Source organism: Blastococcus sp. KM273129, from assembly GCF_021698995.1.
GTDB lineage: Bacteria > Actinomycetota > Actinomycetes > Mycobacteriales > Geodermatophilaceae > Blastococcus.
Window position 1 is genome coordinate 15,028 of the sequence record NZ_SSXB01000018.1, and the last position, 15,910, is coordinate 30,937.

A 15,910-nucleotide genomic window follows, 5' to 3' on the forward strand; every position below is an offset into this window, starting at 1 on the left:
CTGGAACGGCCCCCGTCCAGAGGCTCGCCCCGAGCGCAGCGAGGGGTGAGGAGGACGGGGGTCCTTCTAGGCGTCGGCCGCCACCTGCTCCATGACCTCGTCGGACACGTCGTAGTTGGCGTAGACGTTCTGCACGTCGTCGCAGTCCTCGAGCGCGTCGATCAGGCGGAAGACCTTGGCCGCGCCCTCGGCGTCGAGCGGCACCTGGACGCTGGGCTGGAAGCCGGCCTCGGCGGAGTCGTAGTCGATGCCGGCGTCCTGCAACGCGGTGCGCACGGCGACGAGGTCGGTGGGCTCGCAGAGCACCTCGAGGGTGTCGCCGAGGTCGCGCACCTCCTCGGCGCCGGCGTCCAGCACCGCCATGAGCACGCTGTCCTCGTCGACGTCACCGGACTTGGGCACCACGACGACGCCCTTGCGGGAGAAGAGGTAGGAGACCGAGCCGGGGTCGGCCATCGACCCGCCGTTGCGGGTCATGGCGGTGCGGACCTCCATCGCCGAGCGGTTCTTGTTGTCGGTGAGGCACTCGATGAGCACCGCGACGCCGCCGCTGGCGTAGCCCTCGTAGGTGATGCCCTGGTAGTCGACGCCGCCGGCCTCGAGGCCCGCGCCGCGCTTGACCGCGCGGTCGATGTTGTCGTTGGGCACCGAGCTCTTCTTGGCCTTCTGGATGGCGTCGTAGAGCGTCGGGTTGCCGGCGGGGTCACCGCCGCCGGTGCGGGCCGCCACCTCGATGTTCTTGATCAGCTTGGCGAAGAGCTTGCCGCGCTTGGCGTCGATCCCGGCCTTCTTGTGCTTGGTCGTCGCCCACTTGGAGTGGCCGCTCACGGCTCTCCCCTCTCTGCGTCGGCCAGGTGACGGCGCACGATGTCGACGAACAGCGCGTGCACCCGGCGGTCCCCGGTCAGCTCGGGGTGGAAGCTGGTGGCCACCACGTCCCCCTGGCGGACCGCGACGATCCTACCGTCGGCCGGTCCGCCGACGACCCGGCCGAGGACCTGCACCCCCGGCCCGGCCTCCTCGACCCACGGGGCGCGGATGAAGACGGCGTGCAGCGGCCCGCCGGCCAGGCCGTCGAGCTCGACCCGGGTCTCGAAGGAGTCGACCTGGCGGCCGAAGGCGTTCCGGCGCACCGTGACGTCCAGCCCGCCGACGGTCTCCTGGCCCGGCGGCGCGTCCAGCAGCCGGTCGGCGAGCAGGATCATCCCGGCGCAGCTGCCGTAGGCGGGCAGCCCGGCGCGGACGGCGTCCCGGAGCGGCTCGAGCAGCCCCCACCGGGCGGCCAGCTTCGCCATGGTGGTCGACTCGCCGCCGGGGAGGACGATCCCGTCGACGGCGGCCAGCTCCTCGGGGCGGCGCACCTGCCGGGCCTCGGCGCCCCCCGCCTGCAGCGCGGCGACGTGCTCGCGGACGTCGCCCTGGAGGGCCAGCACCCCGACGACGGGGCGGGTGGGGCCGGTGGACACGGCCGCCCACGCTACGGCGTCGCCTAGACAGCCGGCGCCGACGGGGCGAGCCCGGCCGCCCGGCTCGACGTCCAGGTGACCAGCGACTCCAGCGGGCCGCGGCCGATCGTGCGCCGCCACGCCCAGGCCCCGGCCAGCGCGGCGGCGGCGAACCACAGCCACAGGACCGCGCCCTGCACCTGGCCGGGCACGACGGCCATGAGGACGCGGATCGCCACGAGGTGGGCGGCGTAGACGGTGAGCGCCAGCGCCCCCACGGCCGCCACCGGGGAGGTCAGCCGCGGCAGCCGCTCGGCGGCCACCAGGCACCCGGCCACCACGAGGAGGGCGACGCCGGTCGAGCCGACGACCTCGAAGGTGGTCCCGCTGTGCGGTTCCGCGCCGGTCAGCCAGCCGGTGTCGAAGACCCCCGGGGCGGTGAAGCCGGCCTCGGGCCCCGGCGAGGGCACCCCACCGGCCAGCAGCCGGGTGCTCGCCCAGCCCAGGCCGTAGCCGACCACGGCGGCCGCCGCACCGGCCGCGGCGAGCCGCGCGCGCACCGCGGGAGAGGCCAGGTCCAGCCGGCCCACCGCCAGGCCGACCAGCACGAAGGCGATCCAGAGCAGCGCCGGGTAGTAGCCGGTGACCAGCAGGGAGGCGGCGAGCGAGTCGGCCACCTCCAGCGTGGTGAGCACCTGGCCGGCGACGACGAGCAGCGGCGGGACGGCGACGGCGACGACCGCCGCGGTGACCAGCAACCGGCGGACCGGCCAGCGCAGGAACGGCAGCACGAGCACGAAGAGCACCCCGTACACGCCCAGGATCACCGCGACGAAGGTGCCCAGCTCCTCCAGCGCCCACCCGATGGCGAGGACCCACAGCGCCCGGACGAAGATCCGCAACCGCACGCGGTTCAGCTCCGGACCCTCCGGCGGCCGGTCGCGCCCGGAGAGCAGCGCCACCGAGATCCCGGCCAGGGTGGCGAAGAGGATCGACGAGCGCCCGTCGACCACCGCCGTCCAGGTCTGCGGGTCCGGGTGCAGGTCGCCGCCCACCTGCATGTGGGCGGCGAACATGCCGAGGACGGCGAGCCCGCGCGCGACGTCCAGCCCGCCGATGCGCCGCCGGACGTCCACGCTCACCAGCCGCGGGTGGCGTACCGCTCGCTCTCCGGGAGCGTCGCGACGTCGATCCCCACCATCGGCTCCCCGAGCCCGCGCGAGACCTTGGCGATCACGTCCGGGTCGTCGTGGAAGGTGGTGGCCTGCACGATGGCGGCCGCGCGCTGCGCCGGGTCCCCGGACTTGAAGATGCCCGAACCGACGAACACGCCCTCGGCCCCGAGCTGCATCATCATCGCCGCGTCGGCGGGCGTGGCGATGCCACCGGCGGTGAAGAGGACGACGGGCAGCTTGCCGAGCCGCGCCACCTCGGTGACCAGGTCGTGCGGGGCCCGCAGCTCCTTGGCCGCGACGAACAGCTCGGTCTCGTCCAGGGTCGCCAGCCGGCGGATGCCGGCGCGCAGCGCCCGCATGTGGCGGGTCGCCTCGACGACGTTGCCGGTGCCGGCCTCGCCCTTGGAGCGGATCATCGCCGCGCCCTCGGAGATCCGCCGCAGCGCCTCGCCGAGGTCGGTGGCGCCGCAGACGAACGGCACGGTGAACGCGTGCTTGTCGATGTGGTGCGCCTCGTCCGCGGGGGTGAGCACCTCGGACTCGTCGATGTAGTCGACGCCGAGCGACTGGAGCACCTGCGCCTCGACGAAGTGGCCGATGCGGGCCTTGGCCATCACGGGGATGGAGACCGCGTCGATGATGCCCTGGACCATGTCGGGGTCGCTCATCCGCGCGATCCCGCCCTGGGCCCGGATGTCGGCCGGCACCCGCTCCAGCGCCATGACGGCGACGGCGCCGGCGTCCTCGGCGATGCGGGCCTGCTCCGGGGTGACGACGTCCATGATGACGCCGCCCTTGAGCTGCTCGGCCATGCCGCGCTTGACGCGGTCGGTACCGGTACCGGTCCCGCCGTCCATCCGGTCGAGGTGCTCTGCCACTGCGGTCCGCCTTCGCTGTCCCGGTCGAGTTGCGAGCAACCTTACGGCGGTCAGGATGCGCGCCGTCCGGCGACGTCGGCGCCGACCCCGATGCCGCCCAGCCGGTCGTCGATGTCGAAGTAGCGCGGCAGCGGGCGCCGGCGGTGCAGGCCCGCCCAGCGGGACGAGCGGCGGCCGCGCAGCTCCCGCGTGTCGCGGACGGCGTCGTTGTAGAAGCGGCGGGCCAGCGCGACCCGGGTCTGGGTGCCGGCCAGGTCCGTGCGCAGCGCGGCCGGGACGCCGGGCAGGTCCGCGGGCAGCTCCCGCAGCTCGTGGCCCAGCGCGTTCTCGGCCAGTTCGCGGTCCCCGGTGTCGCGGGCGGCACGCGCCCCGGCGGCGCCGGCGGCCAGCCGGGCGCGGACACCCTCGCCGAGCGCGGCGGGGTGCTGCCGGGCCAGCTCCTCGGCCAGGCCGGCACGACGCTGCAGCTGGGCGTCCAGCGTGGCCCAGGCCCGGTCCACCCGCGCCGCCAGCCGGCGCAGCCGGACCAGCGTCCACCCGGTCCAGACCGCCAGGAGCAGCAGCACTCCGGCGGCGAGCAGCAACCAGGCCTCGGGCGTCACGGTCCCCGAGGCTAGCGGCGCGGCCGCCGGATGCGGGGAGGTCCGGCCGCGGTGCCCGTCGGCGGCACCCCGGGGAAGTCGTGGTCCGGTGCGGCGGTGACCACGCCGCCCCCCGGCGGGAGCACGGTCTCGTAGACCGCCAGGATGCGCCGGGCGAGCACCTGCCAGTCGTAGCGGGCGGCTGCCCGGGAGCCGCGCGCGGCCAGTTCGGCCCGCCTGCCCGGGTCGGCGAGCAGGTCCGACAGCGCCTGCCCGAGGGCGGCCGGATCGTCGCGCCGCACCACCACGCCCGCGGCGCCGTCGTCCAGCACCCGGACGAAGGCGTCGAGGTCGCTCGCGACGACCGGCGCCCCGGCGGCCATCGCCTCGATGAGGATCACGCCGAAGGACTCGCCGAGCAGGTTGGGGGCGCAGTACACGTCCACGCTGCGCAGCAGCGCCGCCTTGTCCGCCTCCGACACCTCCCCCAGCAGCGTGACGTGCGGCCGGAGGTCGGGGCCCACCATGGACCACAGCTGGTCGGCGTCGCCGCGCCCGGCGATGAGCAGCCGGGTGCCCGGGTGCGCCCGGACGACGGTCCGCATGGCCTGCAGCAGCACCGGCAGGCCCTTCCGCGGCTCGTCGAAGCGGCCGACGAACCCGATGGTCGGTGGTCCGCCGCTGCCCCGCCCGAAGCCCGGCAGCGCGGGGCCCTCGGCGAAGAAGGGCACGTGCACCCCGTTGGGCAGGATGACCGCGTCCCCGCCGAGGTGCTCGACCTGCACCCGCCGGGCGAAGTCGGAGACGGCGATCCGGCCGCTGATCTTCTCCAGCCACGGCCGGGCCATGGGGCCCACGGCGGCCAGCCACTTGGACCGCGTGGTCGCCGCGTGGAAGGTCGCCACGATCGGCCCGGTGGCGATCATGCACACCAGCAGGGACACCGACGGCGTGGCCGGCTCGTGCACGTGGACGACGTCGAAGCGGCCCTCGCGCAGCCAGCGGCGCACCCGCGCGGCCGAGACAGGCCCGAACTGCAGGCTCGCCATCGAGCCGTTGTAGGGCACCGGGACGGTGCGGCCCGCGAAGGTGAGCCAGGGGTCGGTGACGGACTCCTCGTGCTGGGCCGGGGTCAGCACCTCCACGTGGTGCCCCATGCCGCGCAGCGTCCCGGCGAGGTCGCGCACGTGGTACTGGACTCCGCCGGGGACGTCCCACCGGTAGGGGCAGACCAGGCCGATGCGCATCAGGACGCCGCCTCCCCGCGGGGCGGGTCCGGGGGGACGTCGGGCCACACCCGGCCCAGCATGTGCCAGTCCTCGGGCCGCTCGGCGATCCCGGCGGTGAACACGTCGGCGACCTGCTGCATCGCCGTCGACACCCGGTCCTTCAGCCGGCCGGGGCCCCGCACCGGCACCTCGGGGTGCACGCACATCCGCCACCCACCGGGGGTGAACTGGCAGACGACGGGGAGGAGCGCGGCGCCGGTGCGCTCGGCGAGCAGCGCCGCACCGCCGGGCATGGTGGCCGGCCGGCCGAAGAAGGTGACCGGGACCCCACCGGCGCCCAGGTTGCGGTCGACGAGCAGGCAGGCCACGCCGCCGTCGGCGAGCCACTCCCGCAGCACCTCCGAGCTGGGCCGCTCGCCACCGGTGAGCGGCACCACGCGGAAGCCCAGCGCCTCGCGGTACGCGAGGAAGCGCCGGTACAGCGATTCCGGGCGCAGCCGCTCGGCGACGGTCATGAACGGCCCGTCCAGCCAGTCGGTGAACCAGGCGCCGGCGGCATCCCAGTTGCCGCTGTGCGGCAGGGCGACGACCACGCCCCGCCCCTCGGCGCGGGCGCGGGCGATGTGCTCGATCCCGGGGACGTCGCTGTCCGCCCGGATGCGCTGCGCGGTCAGCGTCGGCAGCCGGAACGCCTCCTGCCAGTAGCGGGCGTAGGAGCGCATCGCGCGGCGGGTGAGCTCGGCGAGCTCCGGCTCGGTCAGCCGGCCGCCGGTGACCACCCGCAGGTTGGCCCGCAGCTGCCGCACGCCCCTGCCGTCGCGACCGGCGGCCCATCCCCCCGCCTGGTCGAACAACGCCCGCGCGGCCGGCTCCGGCAGCATGCGCACCGCCCGCCAGCCCGCCGCGTAGCCGGCGTCGGAGAGCCGGCCCGCGAGCCGCTGCCGGGCGCCGCTCACGGGTCGATCCGCCGGCCGTCGGCGGCCCGCCTGACCGCCAGCACCCGCTGGGCGACCGTGACGGCGCTGCCGGCCAGGAGCACCCACAGCGCCACGTGCACGGCGTACGGGATGCCCAGCCCGGTGAAGCCCGTGCCGGTCAGCACGAGGATCAGCCGCTCGGTCCGCTCGACCACCCCCACGTCGCAGGCCAGGCCCATCCCCTCGGCGCGCGCCTTGATGTAGGAGGTGAGCACCCCCAGCACCAGGCAGAGCAGCGCGAGCAGCACCAGCAGCCGGTTGTCGCCGGCGCCGGAGAACCACCAGACCAGGGCGCCGAAGATCGCGGCGTCGGCGGCGCGGTCGCCGGTGGAGTCCAGCACCGCGCCGAACACCGAGCCGCCGCCGCGCAGCCGGGCGAGCGCGCCGTCGAGCATGTCCAGCAGGACGAAGACGGTGACGGTGAAGGCGCCCCAGAACAGGTGCCCGGTCGCGATCAGCCCCGCGGCCCCCGCGATCGCGCCGACCGTCCCCGTGACCGTCACCGCGTCCGGCGTGACCCCCACGCGGGCCAGCCGCGCCGCCAGCGGGTTGACCACCTTGGCCACCACGGGGCGGGCGTTGACGCCGAGCACTCAGGCCTCCGCCACGGGTGCGGCGTGGTCGGCCCAGGCGTCGGCGAGCAGCGCCCGGGTCTCCCCCAGCACCTGCGGCAGCACCCGGGTGAGCCCGACCACCGGCATGAAGTTGGTGTCCCCGCCCCAGCGCGGCACGGCGTGCTGGTGCAGGTGGTCGGCGATGCCGGCCCCCGCCACGGCCCCCTGGTTCATGCCGATGTTGAACCCGTGGGCCCCGCTCACCGCGCGGACCACGCGCATCGCCGTCTGCGTGAACGCGCCCAGCTCGGCCACCTCCCCGGGCGTGAGGTCGGTGTAGTCCGGCACGTGCCGGTACGGCACCAGCATCAGGTGGCCGGCGTTGTACGGGTAGAGGTTGAGGACGGCGAAGACCGACGTGCCCCGCGCCACCACCAGCCCCTCCTCGTCGCCGAGGGTGGGGATGACGCAGAACGGGCAGTCGTGCGCCCCGGTGGGCTTGCCCTCCCCGCGGATGTAGGCCATCCGGTAGGGGGTCCACAGGTGCTCGAACACCGTCGCGGGGCCGCCCTCGTCCGAGCTGACCGGCACCCGGTACGGGGCGTTGTCCTCGCTCATCCGGGGACCGCCGCGTTCTCCGCCGTCGGGTCGGCGTTGCTGCGGGTCGCGATCCAGGCGGCGATCCGCTCGACGGCGGCGTCGACCGGCACCCCGTTGTCCTGGCTGCCGTCGCGGAAGCGGAAGGAGACCGCGCCGGCCTCGGCGTCGGTGGCCCCGGCGATGAGCACGAAGGGCACCTTTTGCTTCGACGCCGTGCGGATCTTCTTCTGCATCCGGTCGTCGGAGTCGTCGACCTCCACCCGGATGCCGCGCGCCCTGAGCCTCAGCGCGACGTCGGCCAGGTAGGGCACCTGCTCGTCGGTGACCGGGATCCCCACGACCTGGACCGGGGCCAGCCAGGCGGGGAAGGCGCCGGCGTAGTGCTCGGTGAGGACGCCGAAGAACCGCTCGATCGAGCCGAACTTCGCCGAGTGGATCATCACCGGCCGGGCGCGGCCACCCTCGGGCGTCGTGTACTCCAGGCCGAAGCGGGCGGGCTGGTTGAAGTCGTACTGGATGGTCGACATCTGCCACGTGCGGCCGATGGCGTCGCGCGCCTGCACGGAGATCTTCGGGCCGTAGAAGGCTGCGCCGCCGGGGTCGGGGACGAGCTCGAGCCCGGTCTCCTCCGCCGCCTCCGCCAGGACCTGCGTGGCGACCGCCCACTCCTCGTCCGACCCGATGAACTTGCCCTGCTTCTCGGGGTCGTCGCCGCGGGTGGAGAGCTCGAGGTGGTACTCGTCCAGGCCGAAGTCGCGCAGCAGGCCCAGGACGAAGGCCAGCAGGTGCCGGATCTCGCCGGGTGCCTGCTCGGGGGTGACGTAGCTGTGCGAGTCGTCCTGGGTCAGCCCGCGCACCCGGGTCAGGCCGTGCACCACGCCGGACTTCTCGTAGCGGTAGACGGTGCCGAACTCGAAGAAGCGCAGCGGCAGCTCGCGGTAGGACCGCCCGCGGGACCGGAAGATCAGGTTGTGCATGGGGCAGTTCATGGCCTTGAGCCGGTACTCGCTGTTCTCCAGCTCCATGCCGGGGAACATCGTGTCGGCGTAGTACGGCAGGTGGCCGGAGGTCTCGAAGACCCCGCTCTTGGTGATGTGCGGGGTGCCGACGTAGTCGAAACCCTCCTCGATGTGCCGGCGGCGGACGTAGTCCTCCATCTCCCGCTTGACCACGCCCCCCTTGGGGTGGAAGACCGCCAGCCCGGAGCCGATCTCGTCGGGGAAGCTGAACAGGTCCAGCTCGACGCCGAGCCGGCGGTGGTCGCGGCGCTCGGCCTCGGCCAGGTGCTCGAGGTAGGCCTTGTGCGCGTCCCTGCTCTCCCAGGCGGTTCCGTAGACGCGCTGCAGCTGCGGGTTCTTCTCGCTGCCCCGCCAGTAGGCCGCGGCGCTGCGGGTGAGGCTGAACGCCGGGATGCTCGAGGTGCGCGGCAGGTGCGGGCCGCGGCACAGGTCGGTCCAGACCCGCTCGCGGGTGCGCGGGTCGAGGTTGTCGTACATGGTCAGCTGCGCGCCGCCGACCTCGACGTCGGCGCCCTCGGCCGCGTCGGAGGCGCCGCCCTTGAGCCCGATCAGCTCGAGCTTGTAGGGCTCGTGCGCGAGCTCGGCCTGCGCGTCGGCGTCGTCGATCTCGCGGCGCGAGAAGTACTGGCCGGCCTTGACGATCTCCTGCATCCGCTTCTCCAGCGCCTGCAGGTCCTCGGGGGTGAACGGCCGCTCGGGGTCGAAGTCGTAGTAGAAGCCGTTCTCGACCGGCGGGCCGATGCCCAGCCGCGTCCCCGGGAACAGGTCCTGGACGGCCTGGGCGAGCACGTGCGCGGCCGAGTGCCGGATGACCGCGCGACCATCGGCGCTGGACGCCGCGACCGCCTCCACCTCGGCGTCGGCCGCCGGTGCCCAGGCGAGGTCCTTCAGGTCACCGGTGGCGACCTCCCGGACGACGACCGCGCCGTCGGGGCCCTTCATCGGGACCCCGGCCGCCTTCAGCGCGTCCTGCGCCGTCGTCCCGGCCGGCACCCGGATCGGTCCGACGGCGGTGGGCGAGGGCTGGGTGGACACGAGCATGCTCCAGGGATCGAGGCGGCGGGTGTCGTGCGACGCCCGTTCTGCGGCCCCGAGCCTAGTGCGCCCGGCGCTCAGTCCCGGACGACCTCCAGCCCGTCCGCGACCGCGCCGCGCCGGTCGAGGACCTCGGAGATCCGCACGTGGCTCACCGGGTCGGCCGGCACCACCCGCACGCCGGCGCCGAACTCGATGCGCAGGGGCACGGCCTCGGCCGCCGAGACGGTGAACCGGCCGTCGTCCCCGCGGGTGAAGGTGAACCGCGCGGCCACCGAGTCCTCGGTCGGGTGGCCGCGGGTGGCGTGCTCGGCGACGTGGTTGCCGAGGCCGTAGGCGACCCACTCGCCGTCGATCCGCTCGACGGGCTGCACCACGTGCGCGTTGTGGCCGAGCACCAGGTCGACGTCGGGCGAGGCCAGCAGGGCGCGCGCCGCCTCCTCCTGGGCCTGCGTGGACTCGTGCTCGTACTCCCGGCAGCAGTGCAGGCTCGCGATCACGACCTCGGCCCCCGCCGCCCGCGCCCGCGCCGCCCCGGCCAGCATCCCGGCGACGTCGGGCACCGCGGTGACGTCGACCGACCACTCCCGCCCGGCGGGCACCGGCACGCCGTTGAGGCTGAACGTCGCGGCGACGTGGCCCACCCGGACGCCGCCCACCTCGACGACCGTCGGCTGCGCGCCCTCCGCCTCGCTGCGGTAGGTGCCGGTGACCGCGATGCCGGCGCCCTCCAGGGCGTCGACGGTGCGGGTCAGCCCGTCGAAGCCGGCGTCCAGCGAGTGGTTCGACGCCGTCGAGCAGAGGCCGTACCCGGCGCCCGCGAGCGCGTCGACGATCTCGGGCTGGACGCTGAAGCTCGGGTAGCCGCGGTACGGCCCGCCCTCGGGTGCCACCGGCGTCTCGAGGTGGCAGATCGCCAGGTCCGCCCCGCCGATGATCCCGGAGACCGGGGCGAACACCCCGCTGAAGTCGTAGGAGCCGTCGGGTCGCAGCGCGCCGGAGGTGAGCGCCCGCCCCTGGTGCACCAGGACGTCGCCGGTCGCCACCACGGTGAAGCGGTCGGGTGCCGGGGTGGGATCCGGCGACGCGGTGGCCCGGGTGGGCGCACCGGCCGGTCCCGGGGGCTCCGGAGCGCCCCCGCAGGCGGTCAGCAGCAGCACGGCCGCCCCCGCGGCCCACCAGCGACGCATGGCCGACGACGCTAGAGCAGGACCGGGTCGCCGACGGCGATCTCCCCGGGCTGCCGCACCTCCGCGTACACGCCCAGGCAGTGCTTCGGCGTGCGGACGACGGCCAGCCGGGCGGTTCCGATGCGCAGCTCGCGGCCCACCCAGGCGCGCTCGTCGTCGTCGGGCAGGTCCAGCAGCAGGTTGGCGCGGGGGTCCTCGGCCGAGCAGCCCTCGGGGACGTCGCCCGCCGCGGCGCGGTCGATGGCCTGCCGGGAGACCAGGTGCACCGGCGCGGCGTCGGCCGCCGACCCACCCCGCGCCGGCTCGATCCGCACCGGCCGGCCGAGCGCCGCGGCGACGGCGCCGGCGTCGGTCACCGGGTCGCCGGACGGCGCCACGGCCGCGAGCCCCGGCGCGTGCCTGCCGCGCACGACCTGGCCGCTCTCCGCGTCGACGACCGTCCAGGCGCGGTCGCCCTCGGGCCCCGTCGCGTGCAGGTGCACCCGCTCCCGCGCCGTGCCGCCGAGGGACTTGACGGGGTAGACCCAGATCCGCGCCACGCGCCCGGTCGTCGTCACGGCCCCGACCCTAGGCCGCCGGGTGCGACCGGCGCAGGCGGCGCAGTTGCGCGTCGAGGTAGGGCCGGGCCCGCCGCTGCCCGCCGGTGCGCACGATCGCCGCGGCCAGGTCGCCCAGGGCGCGTCCCAGCCGGTCGCCGTCGGCCGGCCACCCCCGGCGTCGGCACTCCTCGAGCCACTCCACCGGGCCGCGGTGCCCCCGCTCCCCGTTGCACCGGCCGCACGCCGCCACCTCGTTCTCCAGCCACGACGGCCCGCCCTTGACCCGGGGCACGACGTGCTCGGTCGTGGGGCGGACCAGCGGGGAGAAGGGGCGCCCGCACCACACGCAGGTCGGCCCGTCGCGGTCCAGGACCAGCTGGAGCCGGGCGGCGCGGTCGGGCTGGGCGGTCATCGGCACCATGGTCCCGCGGTCGACCGCCCCGCGCCGCCGCGGCAGCCGGGAACGACCGAGGGCCAGGTTCCCCGTCTCCGGGTTTCCCTGGCCCTCGTGCCGGTGGGCGATACTGGGTTCGAACCAGTGACCTCTTCGGTGTGAACGAAGCGCTCTACCACTGAGCCAATCGCCCGTTGCGCATCCGATTGTGCCAGACGCTCATCGCCAGAGCGGCACCCACCCCGGCACCCACTCCGGCACGCCCATCAGGTGCAGCCCGACGACGAGGATCCCGTACACGGAGGCCGCCGTGGCCAGCCCGATCAGCAGGCGCACCCACACCCGCTGGGCACCCACCCACGCGGTCCAGCGGGCGACGTGGCGCTTGGTGAAGGCGAGCAACCGCTCGGCCCAGGTGAACTCGGTGGCCAGGATGAAGAGACCGGCGATCACGGTGAGCCACCCCGGACCGGGCAGCGGGATGGTGATCAGGCCCAGCGCGACGACGAGGCCGCCGACGATGCCCACGCCCACCCGGTAGGAGTGGTCGATGCTGCGGCGCAGCGCCAGCCGCCGGCGCCAGCGGGCCTCGGCGACGCGCTCGCGCAGGCTGTGCACCTCGTCGGCGTCGAACCGGGCGCGCCGCTCCGCCGGGGTCTCCGGCCGGCGCCGTGGTCCCCCCACGGGTGCCGTCGTCGTCTCTCGCGCGCTCAGCTGGCCACCTGCCCGGTTGCGACTACCTCCGTCGGGGTCGACGGAGCCTGCCGACCGGGCTCGATGCTGATGCCGTACTCCGGGAAGCCGTCGAGACCGGTCCCCTCGGAGCCTACGTTCTCGACCTCCATCTGCGAACGCTCGACGTCGAACGTGCCCAGCGCCACGGGATCACCGGCGCCGAGCCCCCACAGCACGTAGGTCGAGGACGACGCGTCGTTGGGTGCCAGCCCGTCGGTGACCACCTGGACCGCGCCGTCCCGCGCCACGACCGTCGCCACCTGCCGCTCGTCGTCGGCGAGCGGCGCGATCGCGGCCCGTCCGGGACGCAGGAGCTCCGCCACCACCTGCTCCTGAGCGGCGACCGTGGCACGCAGGTCGTCGCGGGCGCGGTCGAGCGCGGCGACCCACACCCCCAGCCCCACGACGGAGGCGACCGCGGCCGCGACGAGCACCATCGGCAGCAGCCTCCGCCGCGCCGGGGGCGACGCCGGCTCCTCCCCGCGCGGGAGGAGGGGCGCCGGGGCTGCGGCCCCCCGGGGCGGCAGCTGCTCGGTCTCCTCGACCGCGGCGCGGAGCCGGTCGCGGAGCGCGGGCGAGGGCTCGGCGGCCGGCAGGTCGCGCGCCATGGCAGCCATGACCTCGGACGTCTCGGCCACGGTGCGGGCGCAGCGGTCGCAGCCGGGCAGGTGCCGGGCGAAGCGCGCGTCGTCCTCGGGCTCGAGGGCGTGCAGGGCCCAGCCGACCGCGAGCTCGTCGTAGGGGTGCTCGCCGCTCATCGCGCCGTCCCGTCCACCGGCGAGCCGCCCTCCGGCGCCCTGCCCCCGGGCGGGCCACCGAGCCCGCCGAGCTCCGACCTGAGCCGTCGCATGCCCGCCAGCATCCTCGTCTTCACCGTGCCGAGGGGCGTCCCCGTCAGCGTGGCCACCTCCCGCTGCGTGTAACCGCCGTAGTACGCCAAGGTGAGCGCCTCCCTCTGGGCGTCGGGCAGCTCACCGAGCGCGGAGCGCACCTGCTGGGAGACGACGCGCGACCAGGCGTCGTCCTCGACGTCGCGGGCGGCCACCGGCCCCTCGAGCACGGCCTGGTCCTCCGCCCGGTGCTGCCGCCGGCGCTGGGACTCCTCGCGGCGGACGGCGTCGACCGCCTTGTGGTGGACGACGGCCAGCAGCCAGGAGGAGAAGCTGCCCCGCGCGCGGTCGTAGGCGTCCGGGTCGCGCCAGACGCCGAGGAACACCTCCTGCAGGACGTCCTCGGCCAGGCCGTCGTCGGCGAGGATCCGCCGGGCCAGCGCGAACGCCGGCACGCGGAACCGCTGGTACAGCTCGTCGACCGCGTCGCGGTCCCCGGCGCGGATGCGCCGGAGGAGCTCGGCGTCGCCGACGCCGTCCTCCGGCCGGAGGACCGGTCGGCTCACGGCTCCCATGGTCACACGAGGCATTCGGAAGGACGCGCTCCCGAGGTTCAGAACCCCCTCCTGTGGCGCATGATGCTGGTGTGACTGGACGACACGAAGCACGTCACTTCTGCCAACCGCGGTCGTTGGAACTGTCATGACGAGCCGATGGACCCCGGGCCACATCTCCCCCATCACTCTTCAGCTGGTCGGCCCGCGGTCGTGGACCGAGGTCCCGGCCCTGCTGTGCTACGACCCGACCGACCCCTACGCCGTGCGCATCGCCTTCGGCGAGACCGACGAGAGCGAGGGCGAGGGCGGGGAGGGCATCGCCTGGCTGGTCAGCCGCGAGCTGCTCCAGGCCGGGCTCGAGCACCCGGCGGGCGACGGCGACGTCCGGGTCTGGCCGGCACGTGCGACGGCCGACCTGCTGTACCTGCACCTGCGCGCCCCGTCGGGCGAGGCGCTCTTCGAGCTGTCCCGCGCGACGGTCACCGCCTTCCTCCGGCACACCGAGGCGCTCGTCCCCTCCGGGTCGGAGGGGACGCTGCTGCAGCTCGACCAGGAGCTCGACGCCCTCCTGTCCAACGGCGGACCGGACTCGCCTGGGCGCTGACCTGCGGAAACGCTCCGGCGGCGCCCCCCGGGAGGGGGCGGGGGGACCCCCCCTGCACACCCCCTCAGGACGTCCGCTAGAGTTCTCCCCGTAACGCGGACGTGGCTCAGCTGGTAGAGCATCACCTTGCCAAGGTGAGGGTCGCGGGTTCGAATCCCGTCGTCCGCTCGGAACCTCGGGCACCGGTCGAGAGACTGGTGCCCGCGTGCGGTGGAGTGGCCGAGAGGCGAGGCAACGGCCTGCAAAGCCGTCTACACGGGTTCAAATCCCGTCTCCACCTCGTCGCTTCCTCGCGGGGCACGAGCGCGGAGGAGGGAACCGGTCGGCTGACCGGATCGGGCGATTGGCGCAGTGGTAGCGCGCTTCCTTGACACGGAAGAGGTCACTGGTTCGAACCCAGTATCGCCCACCACACGAACCCCAGGACGCCGGCTGGCGCCTGGGGTTCCGTCGTTCCCGGGTGGCGCCCGGTCGTGCAGCACCGCCGTCACCGGTCACCTCGACGACGGCCCACGTCGCCTGCCGCGCCACCGCTCCCCCGCGCCGACGCCGCGTCAGCCACGGGCCGGCTCGACGAGCTCCACCCAGAGCCGGTCGACCTGCTCGGCCAGCTGCTCGAGCGTTCCGCTGTTGTCCAGGACGACGTCCGCGACCGCCCGACGCTGCTCGTCGGTGGCCTGGGCGGCGATCCGGGCACGGGCGTCGGCCTCGGTGAGCCCCCGCGCGACCAGCCGGGCTACGCGCGTCTCCCGCTCCGCCTCCACGACGACGACGAGGTCGTAGCTCCCCGCCTGCCCGGTCTCCACGAGCAGCGGGACGTCGTTGACGAGCACGGCGTCGTCCGGGGCCGCGGCGACGAGCTCGGCCGAGCGCTGCCGCACCAGCGGGTGGACCAGCGCGTCGAGCCGACGCCGCGCACCGTCGTCGGAGAAGACGACCGCGGCGAGAGCGGCGCGGTCCAGGGAACCGTCGGCGGACCGCACCCCCTCGCCGAACTCCTCGACGACGGCGGCGAGCCCCGGGGTGCCGGGCGCGAGCACCTCACGGGCGATCCGGTCGGCGTCCACGAGCACCGCTCCGCGTTCCACCAGCAAGCCGGACACGGTGCTCTTGCCCGAGCCGATCCCGCCGGTCAGTCCGATCCTCAGCACGCACGGACAGTAGCGACCGACCGGCTGGAGATCACGGAGAGGTAACACGCGGCCGACACGCAGGGGTCGTTCCCTCCAGTCACACACGCACCACCGTTAACGTCTGACCCGGCGATCTTCCCCGCCCAGAGAGGCAGACCGAGACATGTCCCGTTCCACGCCCGCCGCGTCCCCGTCGTCCCGCGCCGCCGGCCGGCACCGGCTCGGCTCCGCCTCGGGCGTGCGCTGCGCCGACATCCCGGCCGTCCGCGAGCGCATGGCTCTCCAGCGCCCGGCCGTCGCCCACCGCAGCTCGCTGCTGCGCTGGATGTTCTCGACGCCGACCACCGGCCGGCACACCTGGAGTTTCCTCGCGGGCTCCGGTGGCCGCCCGCGCACGGCGTTCGCCATCATCCTGAGCCTCTGAGCCCTCGCCCG

Annotated in this window: 19 protein-coding genes and 4 tRNA genes; 5 read left to right on the forward strand and 18 right to left on the reverse strand. The window is 75.0% G+C overall.

Going from position 1 to position 15,910, the window contains the following annotated elements; genetic code table 11:
• Positions 1–66 precede the first annotated feature (66 nt).
• The 17 genes from E9565_RS07835 to E9565_RS07915 all read right to left on the reverse strand — a co-directional run bounded on the left by E9565_RS07835 (position 67) and on the right by E9565_RS07915 (position 13,756).
• Positions 67–828, reverse strand: coding sequence for a YebC/PmpR family DNA-binding transcriptional regulator (locus E9565_RS07835; RefSeq protein ID WP_236826212.1), 762 nt, complete (start codon positions 826–828; stop codon positions 67–69).
• Positions 825–1,466 (reverse strand): pyridoxal 5'-phosphate synthase glutaminase subunit PdxT, encoded by a 642-nt coding sequence (pdxT, locus tag E9565_RS07840; protein ID WP_236826211.1) that lies wholly within the window; start codon positions 1,464–1,466, stop codon positions 825–827. The genes E9565_RS07835 and pdxT overlap by 4 nt, the downstream gene beginning before the upstream one ends.
• 23 nt (positions 1,467–1,489) lie before the next feature.
• Positions 1,490–2,587 carry a heparan-alpha-glucosaminide N-acetyltransferase domain-containing protein gene (locus tag E9565_RS07845; RefSeq protein ID WP_236834480.1) on the reverse strand — a complete coding sequence of 366 codons (1,098 nt, stop codon included), beginning with the start codon at positions 2,585–2,587 and terminating at the stop codon, positions 1,490–1,492.
• Positions 2,584–3,477, reverse strand: coding sequence for a pyridoxal 5'-phosphate synthase lyase subunit PdxS (pdxS, locus tag E9565_RS07850; RefSeq protein ID WP_236826223.1), 894 nt, complete (start codon positions 3,475–3,477; stop codon positions 2,584–2,586). The genes E9565_RS07845 and pdxS overlap by 4 nt, the downstream gene beginning before the upstream one ends.
• Before the next feature lie 71 nt (positions 3,478–3,548).
• Entirely contained in the window at positions 3,549–4,100 is a 552-nt protein-coding gene (locus tag E9565_RS07855; RefSeq protein WP_236834481.1) for a hypothetical protein, read from the reverse strand.
• An 11-nt stretch (positions 4,101–4,111) separates the two neighbouring features.
• Positions 4,112–5,326, reverse strand: coding sequence for a glycosyltransferase family 4 protein (locus tag E9565_RS07860; protein WP_236826208.1), 1,215 nt, complete (start codon positions 5,324–5,326; stop codon positions 4,112–4,114).
• Positions 5,326–6,264, reverse strand: a complete 939-nt coding sequence (locus tag E9565_RS07865) for a phosphatidylinositol mannoside acyltransferase (protein WP_236834483.1) — start codon at positions 6,262–6,264, stop codon at positions 5,326–5,328. The genes E9565_RS07860 and E9565_RS07865 overlap by 1 nt, the downstream gene beginning before the upstream one ends.
• Positions 6,261–6,878, reverse strand: a complete 618-nt coding sequence (gene pgsA / locus E9565_RS07870; RefSeq protein ID WP_236826206.1) for a phosphatidylinositol phosphate synthase — start codon at positions 6,876–6,878, stop codon at positions 6,261–6,263. Before pgsA ends, E9565_RS07865 begins: the two co-directional genes overlap by 4 nt.
• The gene (locus E9565_RS07875; protein WP_236826205.1) at positions 6,879–7,457 is read right to left on the reverse strand and encodes an HIT domain-containing protein; all 579 of its coding nucleotides are present in this window, start codon (positions 7,455–7,457) and stop codon (positions 6,879–6,881) included.
• Positions 7,454–9,493: a threonine--tRNA ligase gene (thrS, locus tag E9565_RS07880; protein ID WP_236826204.1), complete on the reverse strand. Its 2,040-nt coding sequence runs from the start codon at positions 9,491–9,493 to the stop codon at positions 7,454–7,456. The genes E9565_RS07875 and thrS overlap by 4 nt, the downstream gene beginning before the upstream one ends.
• Before the next feature lie 77 nt (positions 9,494–9,570).
• Positions 9,571–10,683 (reverse strand): CapA family protein, encoded by a 1,113-nt coding sequence (locus tag E9565_RS07885; RefSeq protein ID WP_236834484.1) that lies wholly within the window; start codon positions 10,681–10,683, stop codon positions 9,571–9,573.
• Between the two features lie 11 nt (positions 10,684–10,694).
• A complete protein-coding gene (locus E9565_RS07890; RefSeq protein ID WP_236834487.1) occupies positions 10,695–11,240 on the reverse strand; it encodes an MOSC N-terminal beta barrel domain-containing protein in 546 nt (181 codons plus the stop codon).
• A 10-nt stretch (positions 11,241–11,250) separates the two neighbouring features.
• Positions 11,251–11,634, reverse strand: coding sequence for an HNH endonuclease (locus E9565_RS07895; RefSeq protein ID WP_236834489.1), 384 nt, complete (start codon positions 11,632–11,634; stop codon positions 11,251–11,253).
• Positions 11,635–11,737: 103 nt separating this feature from the next.
• A tRNA-Val gene (locus E9565_RS07900) sits at positions 11,738–11,809 on the reverse strand.
• Between the two features lie 26 nt (positions 11,810–11,835).
• Complete coding sequence (locus tag E9565_RS07905) at positions 11,836–12,300, reverse strand: TIGR02611 family protein (RefSeq protein ID WP_236834491.1); 465 nt, start codon at positions 12,298–12,300, stop codon at positions 11,836–11,838.
• Between the two features lie 26 nt (positions 12,301–12,326).
• Positions 12,327–13,109 carry an anti-sigma factor domain-containing protein gene (locus E9565_RS07910; RefSeq protein ID WP_236834493.1) on the reverse strand — a complete coding sequence of 261 codons (783 nt, stop codon included), beginning with the start codon at positions 13,107–13,109 and terminating at the stop codon, positions 12,327–12,329.
• Positions 13,106–13,756 carry a sigma-70 family RNA polymerase sigma factor gene (locus E9565_RS07915; RefSeq protein ID WP_236826222.1) on the reverse strand — a complete coding sequence of 217 codons (651 nt, stop codon included), beginning with the start codon at positions 13,754–13,756 and terminating at the stop codon, positions 13,106–13,108. Before E9565_RS07915 ends, E9565_RS07910 begins: the two co-directional genes overlap by 4 nt.
• Before the next feature lie 127 nt (positions 13,757–13,883).
• Between E9565_RS07915 and E9565_RS07920 the strand changes: the two genes are divergently transcribed.
• The 4 genes from E9565_RS07920 (at position 13,884) to E9565_RS07935 (ending at position 14,754) form a co-directional block, all read left to right on the forward strand.
• Positions 13,884–14,342, forward strand: a complete 459-nt coding sequence (locus E9565_RS07920) for an SsgA family sporulation/cell division regulator (RefSeq protein WP_236834494.1) — start codon at positions 13,884–13,886, stop codon at positions 14,340–14,342.
• Positions 14,343–14,437: 95 nt separating this feature from the next.
• A tRNA-Gly gene (locus E9565_RS07925) sits at positions 14,438–14,510 on the forward strand.
• 41 nt (positions 14,511–14,551) lie between these two features.
• Positions 14,552–14,622 (forward strand) — tRNA-Cys (locus E9565_RS07930).
• A gap of 57 nt (positions 14,623–14,679) precedes the next feature.
• Positions 14,680–14,754 (forward strand) — tRNA-Val (locus tag E9565_RS07935).
• A 142-nt stretch (positions 14,755–14,896) separates the two neighbouring features.
• Here E9565_RS07935 and coaE read toward each other — a convergent pair.
• Positions 14,897–15,493 carry a dephospho-CoA kinase gene (coaE, locus tag E9565_RS07940; protein WP_236826197.1) on the reverse strand — a complete coding sequence of 199 codons (597 nt, stop codon included), beginning with the start codon at positions 15,491–15,493 and terminating at the stop codon, positions 14,897–14,899.
• 145 nt (positions 15,494–15,638) lie between these two features.
• On the opposite strand from coaE, the gene E9565_RS07945 reads away from it, so the two are divergent.
• Positions 15,639–15,899 carry a hypothetical protein gene (locus tag E9565_RS07945; protein WP_236826196.1) on the forward strand — a complete coding sequence of 87 codons (261 nt, stop codon included), beginning with the start codon at positions 15,639–15,641 and terminating at the stop codon, positions 15,897–15,899.
• The last annotated feature ends 11 nt before the right edge of the window (positions 15,900–15,910 follow it).

Bases quoted from the DNA above. Each gene is read 5' to 3' on its own strand.
- E9565_RS07920 (WP_236834494.1), top strand. From the start codon at position 13,884: ATGACGAGCCGATGGACCCCGGGCCACATCTCCCCCATCACTCTTCAG.
- E9565_RS07885 (WP_236834484.1), bottom strand. From the start codon at position 10,683: ATGCGTCGCTGGTGGGCCGCGGGGGCGGCCGTGCTGCTGCTGACCGCC.
- E9565_RS07945 (WP_236826196.1), top strand. From the start codon at position 15,639: ATGTCCCGTTCCACGCCCGCCGCGTCCCCGTCGTCCCGCGCCGCCGGC.
- E9565_RS07895 (WP_236834489.1), bottom strand. From the start codon at position 11,634: ATGACCGCCCAGCCCGACCGCGCCGCCCGGCTCCAGCTGGTCCTGGAC.
- E9565_RS07875 (WP_236826205.1), bottom strand. From the start codon at position 7,457: ATGAGCGAGGACAACGCCCCGTACCGGGTGCCGGTCAGCTCGGACGAG.
- E9565_RS07915 (WP_236826222.1), bottom strand. From the start codon at position 13,756: ATGGGAGCCGTGAGCCGACCGGTCCTCCGGCCGGAGGACGGCGTCGGC.
- pdxS (WP_236826223.1), bottom strand. From the start codon at position 3,477: ATGGACGGCGGGACCGGTACCGGTACCGACCGCGTCAAGCGCGGCATG.
- E9565_RS07860 (WP_236826208.1), bottom strand. From the start codon at position 5,326: ATGCGCATCGGCCTGGTCTGCCCCTACCGGTGGGACGTCCCCGGCGGA.
- E9565_RS07910 (WP_236834493.1), bottom strand. From the start codon at position 13,109: ATGAGCGGCGAGCACCCCTACGACGAGCTCGCGGTCGGCTGGGCCCTG.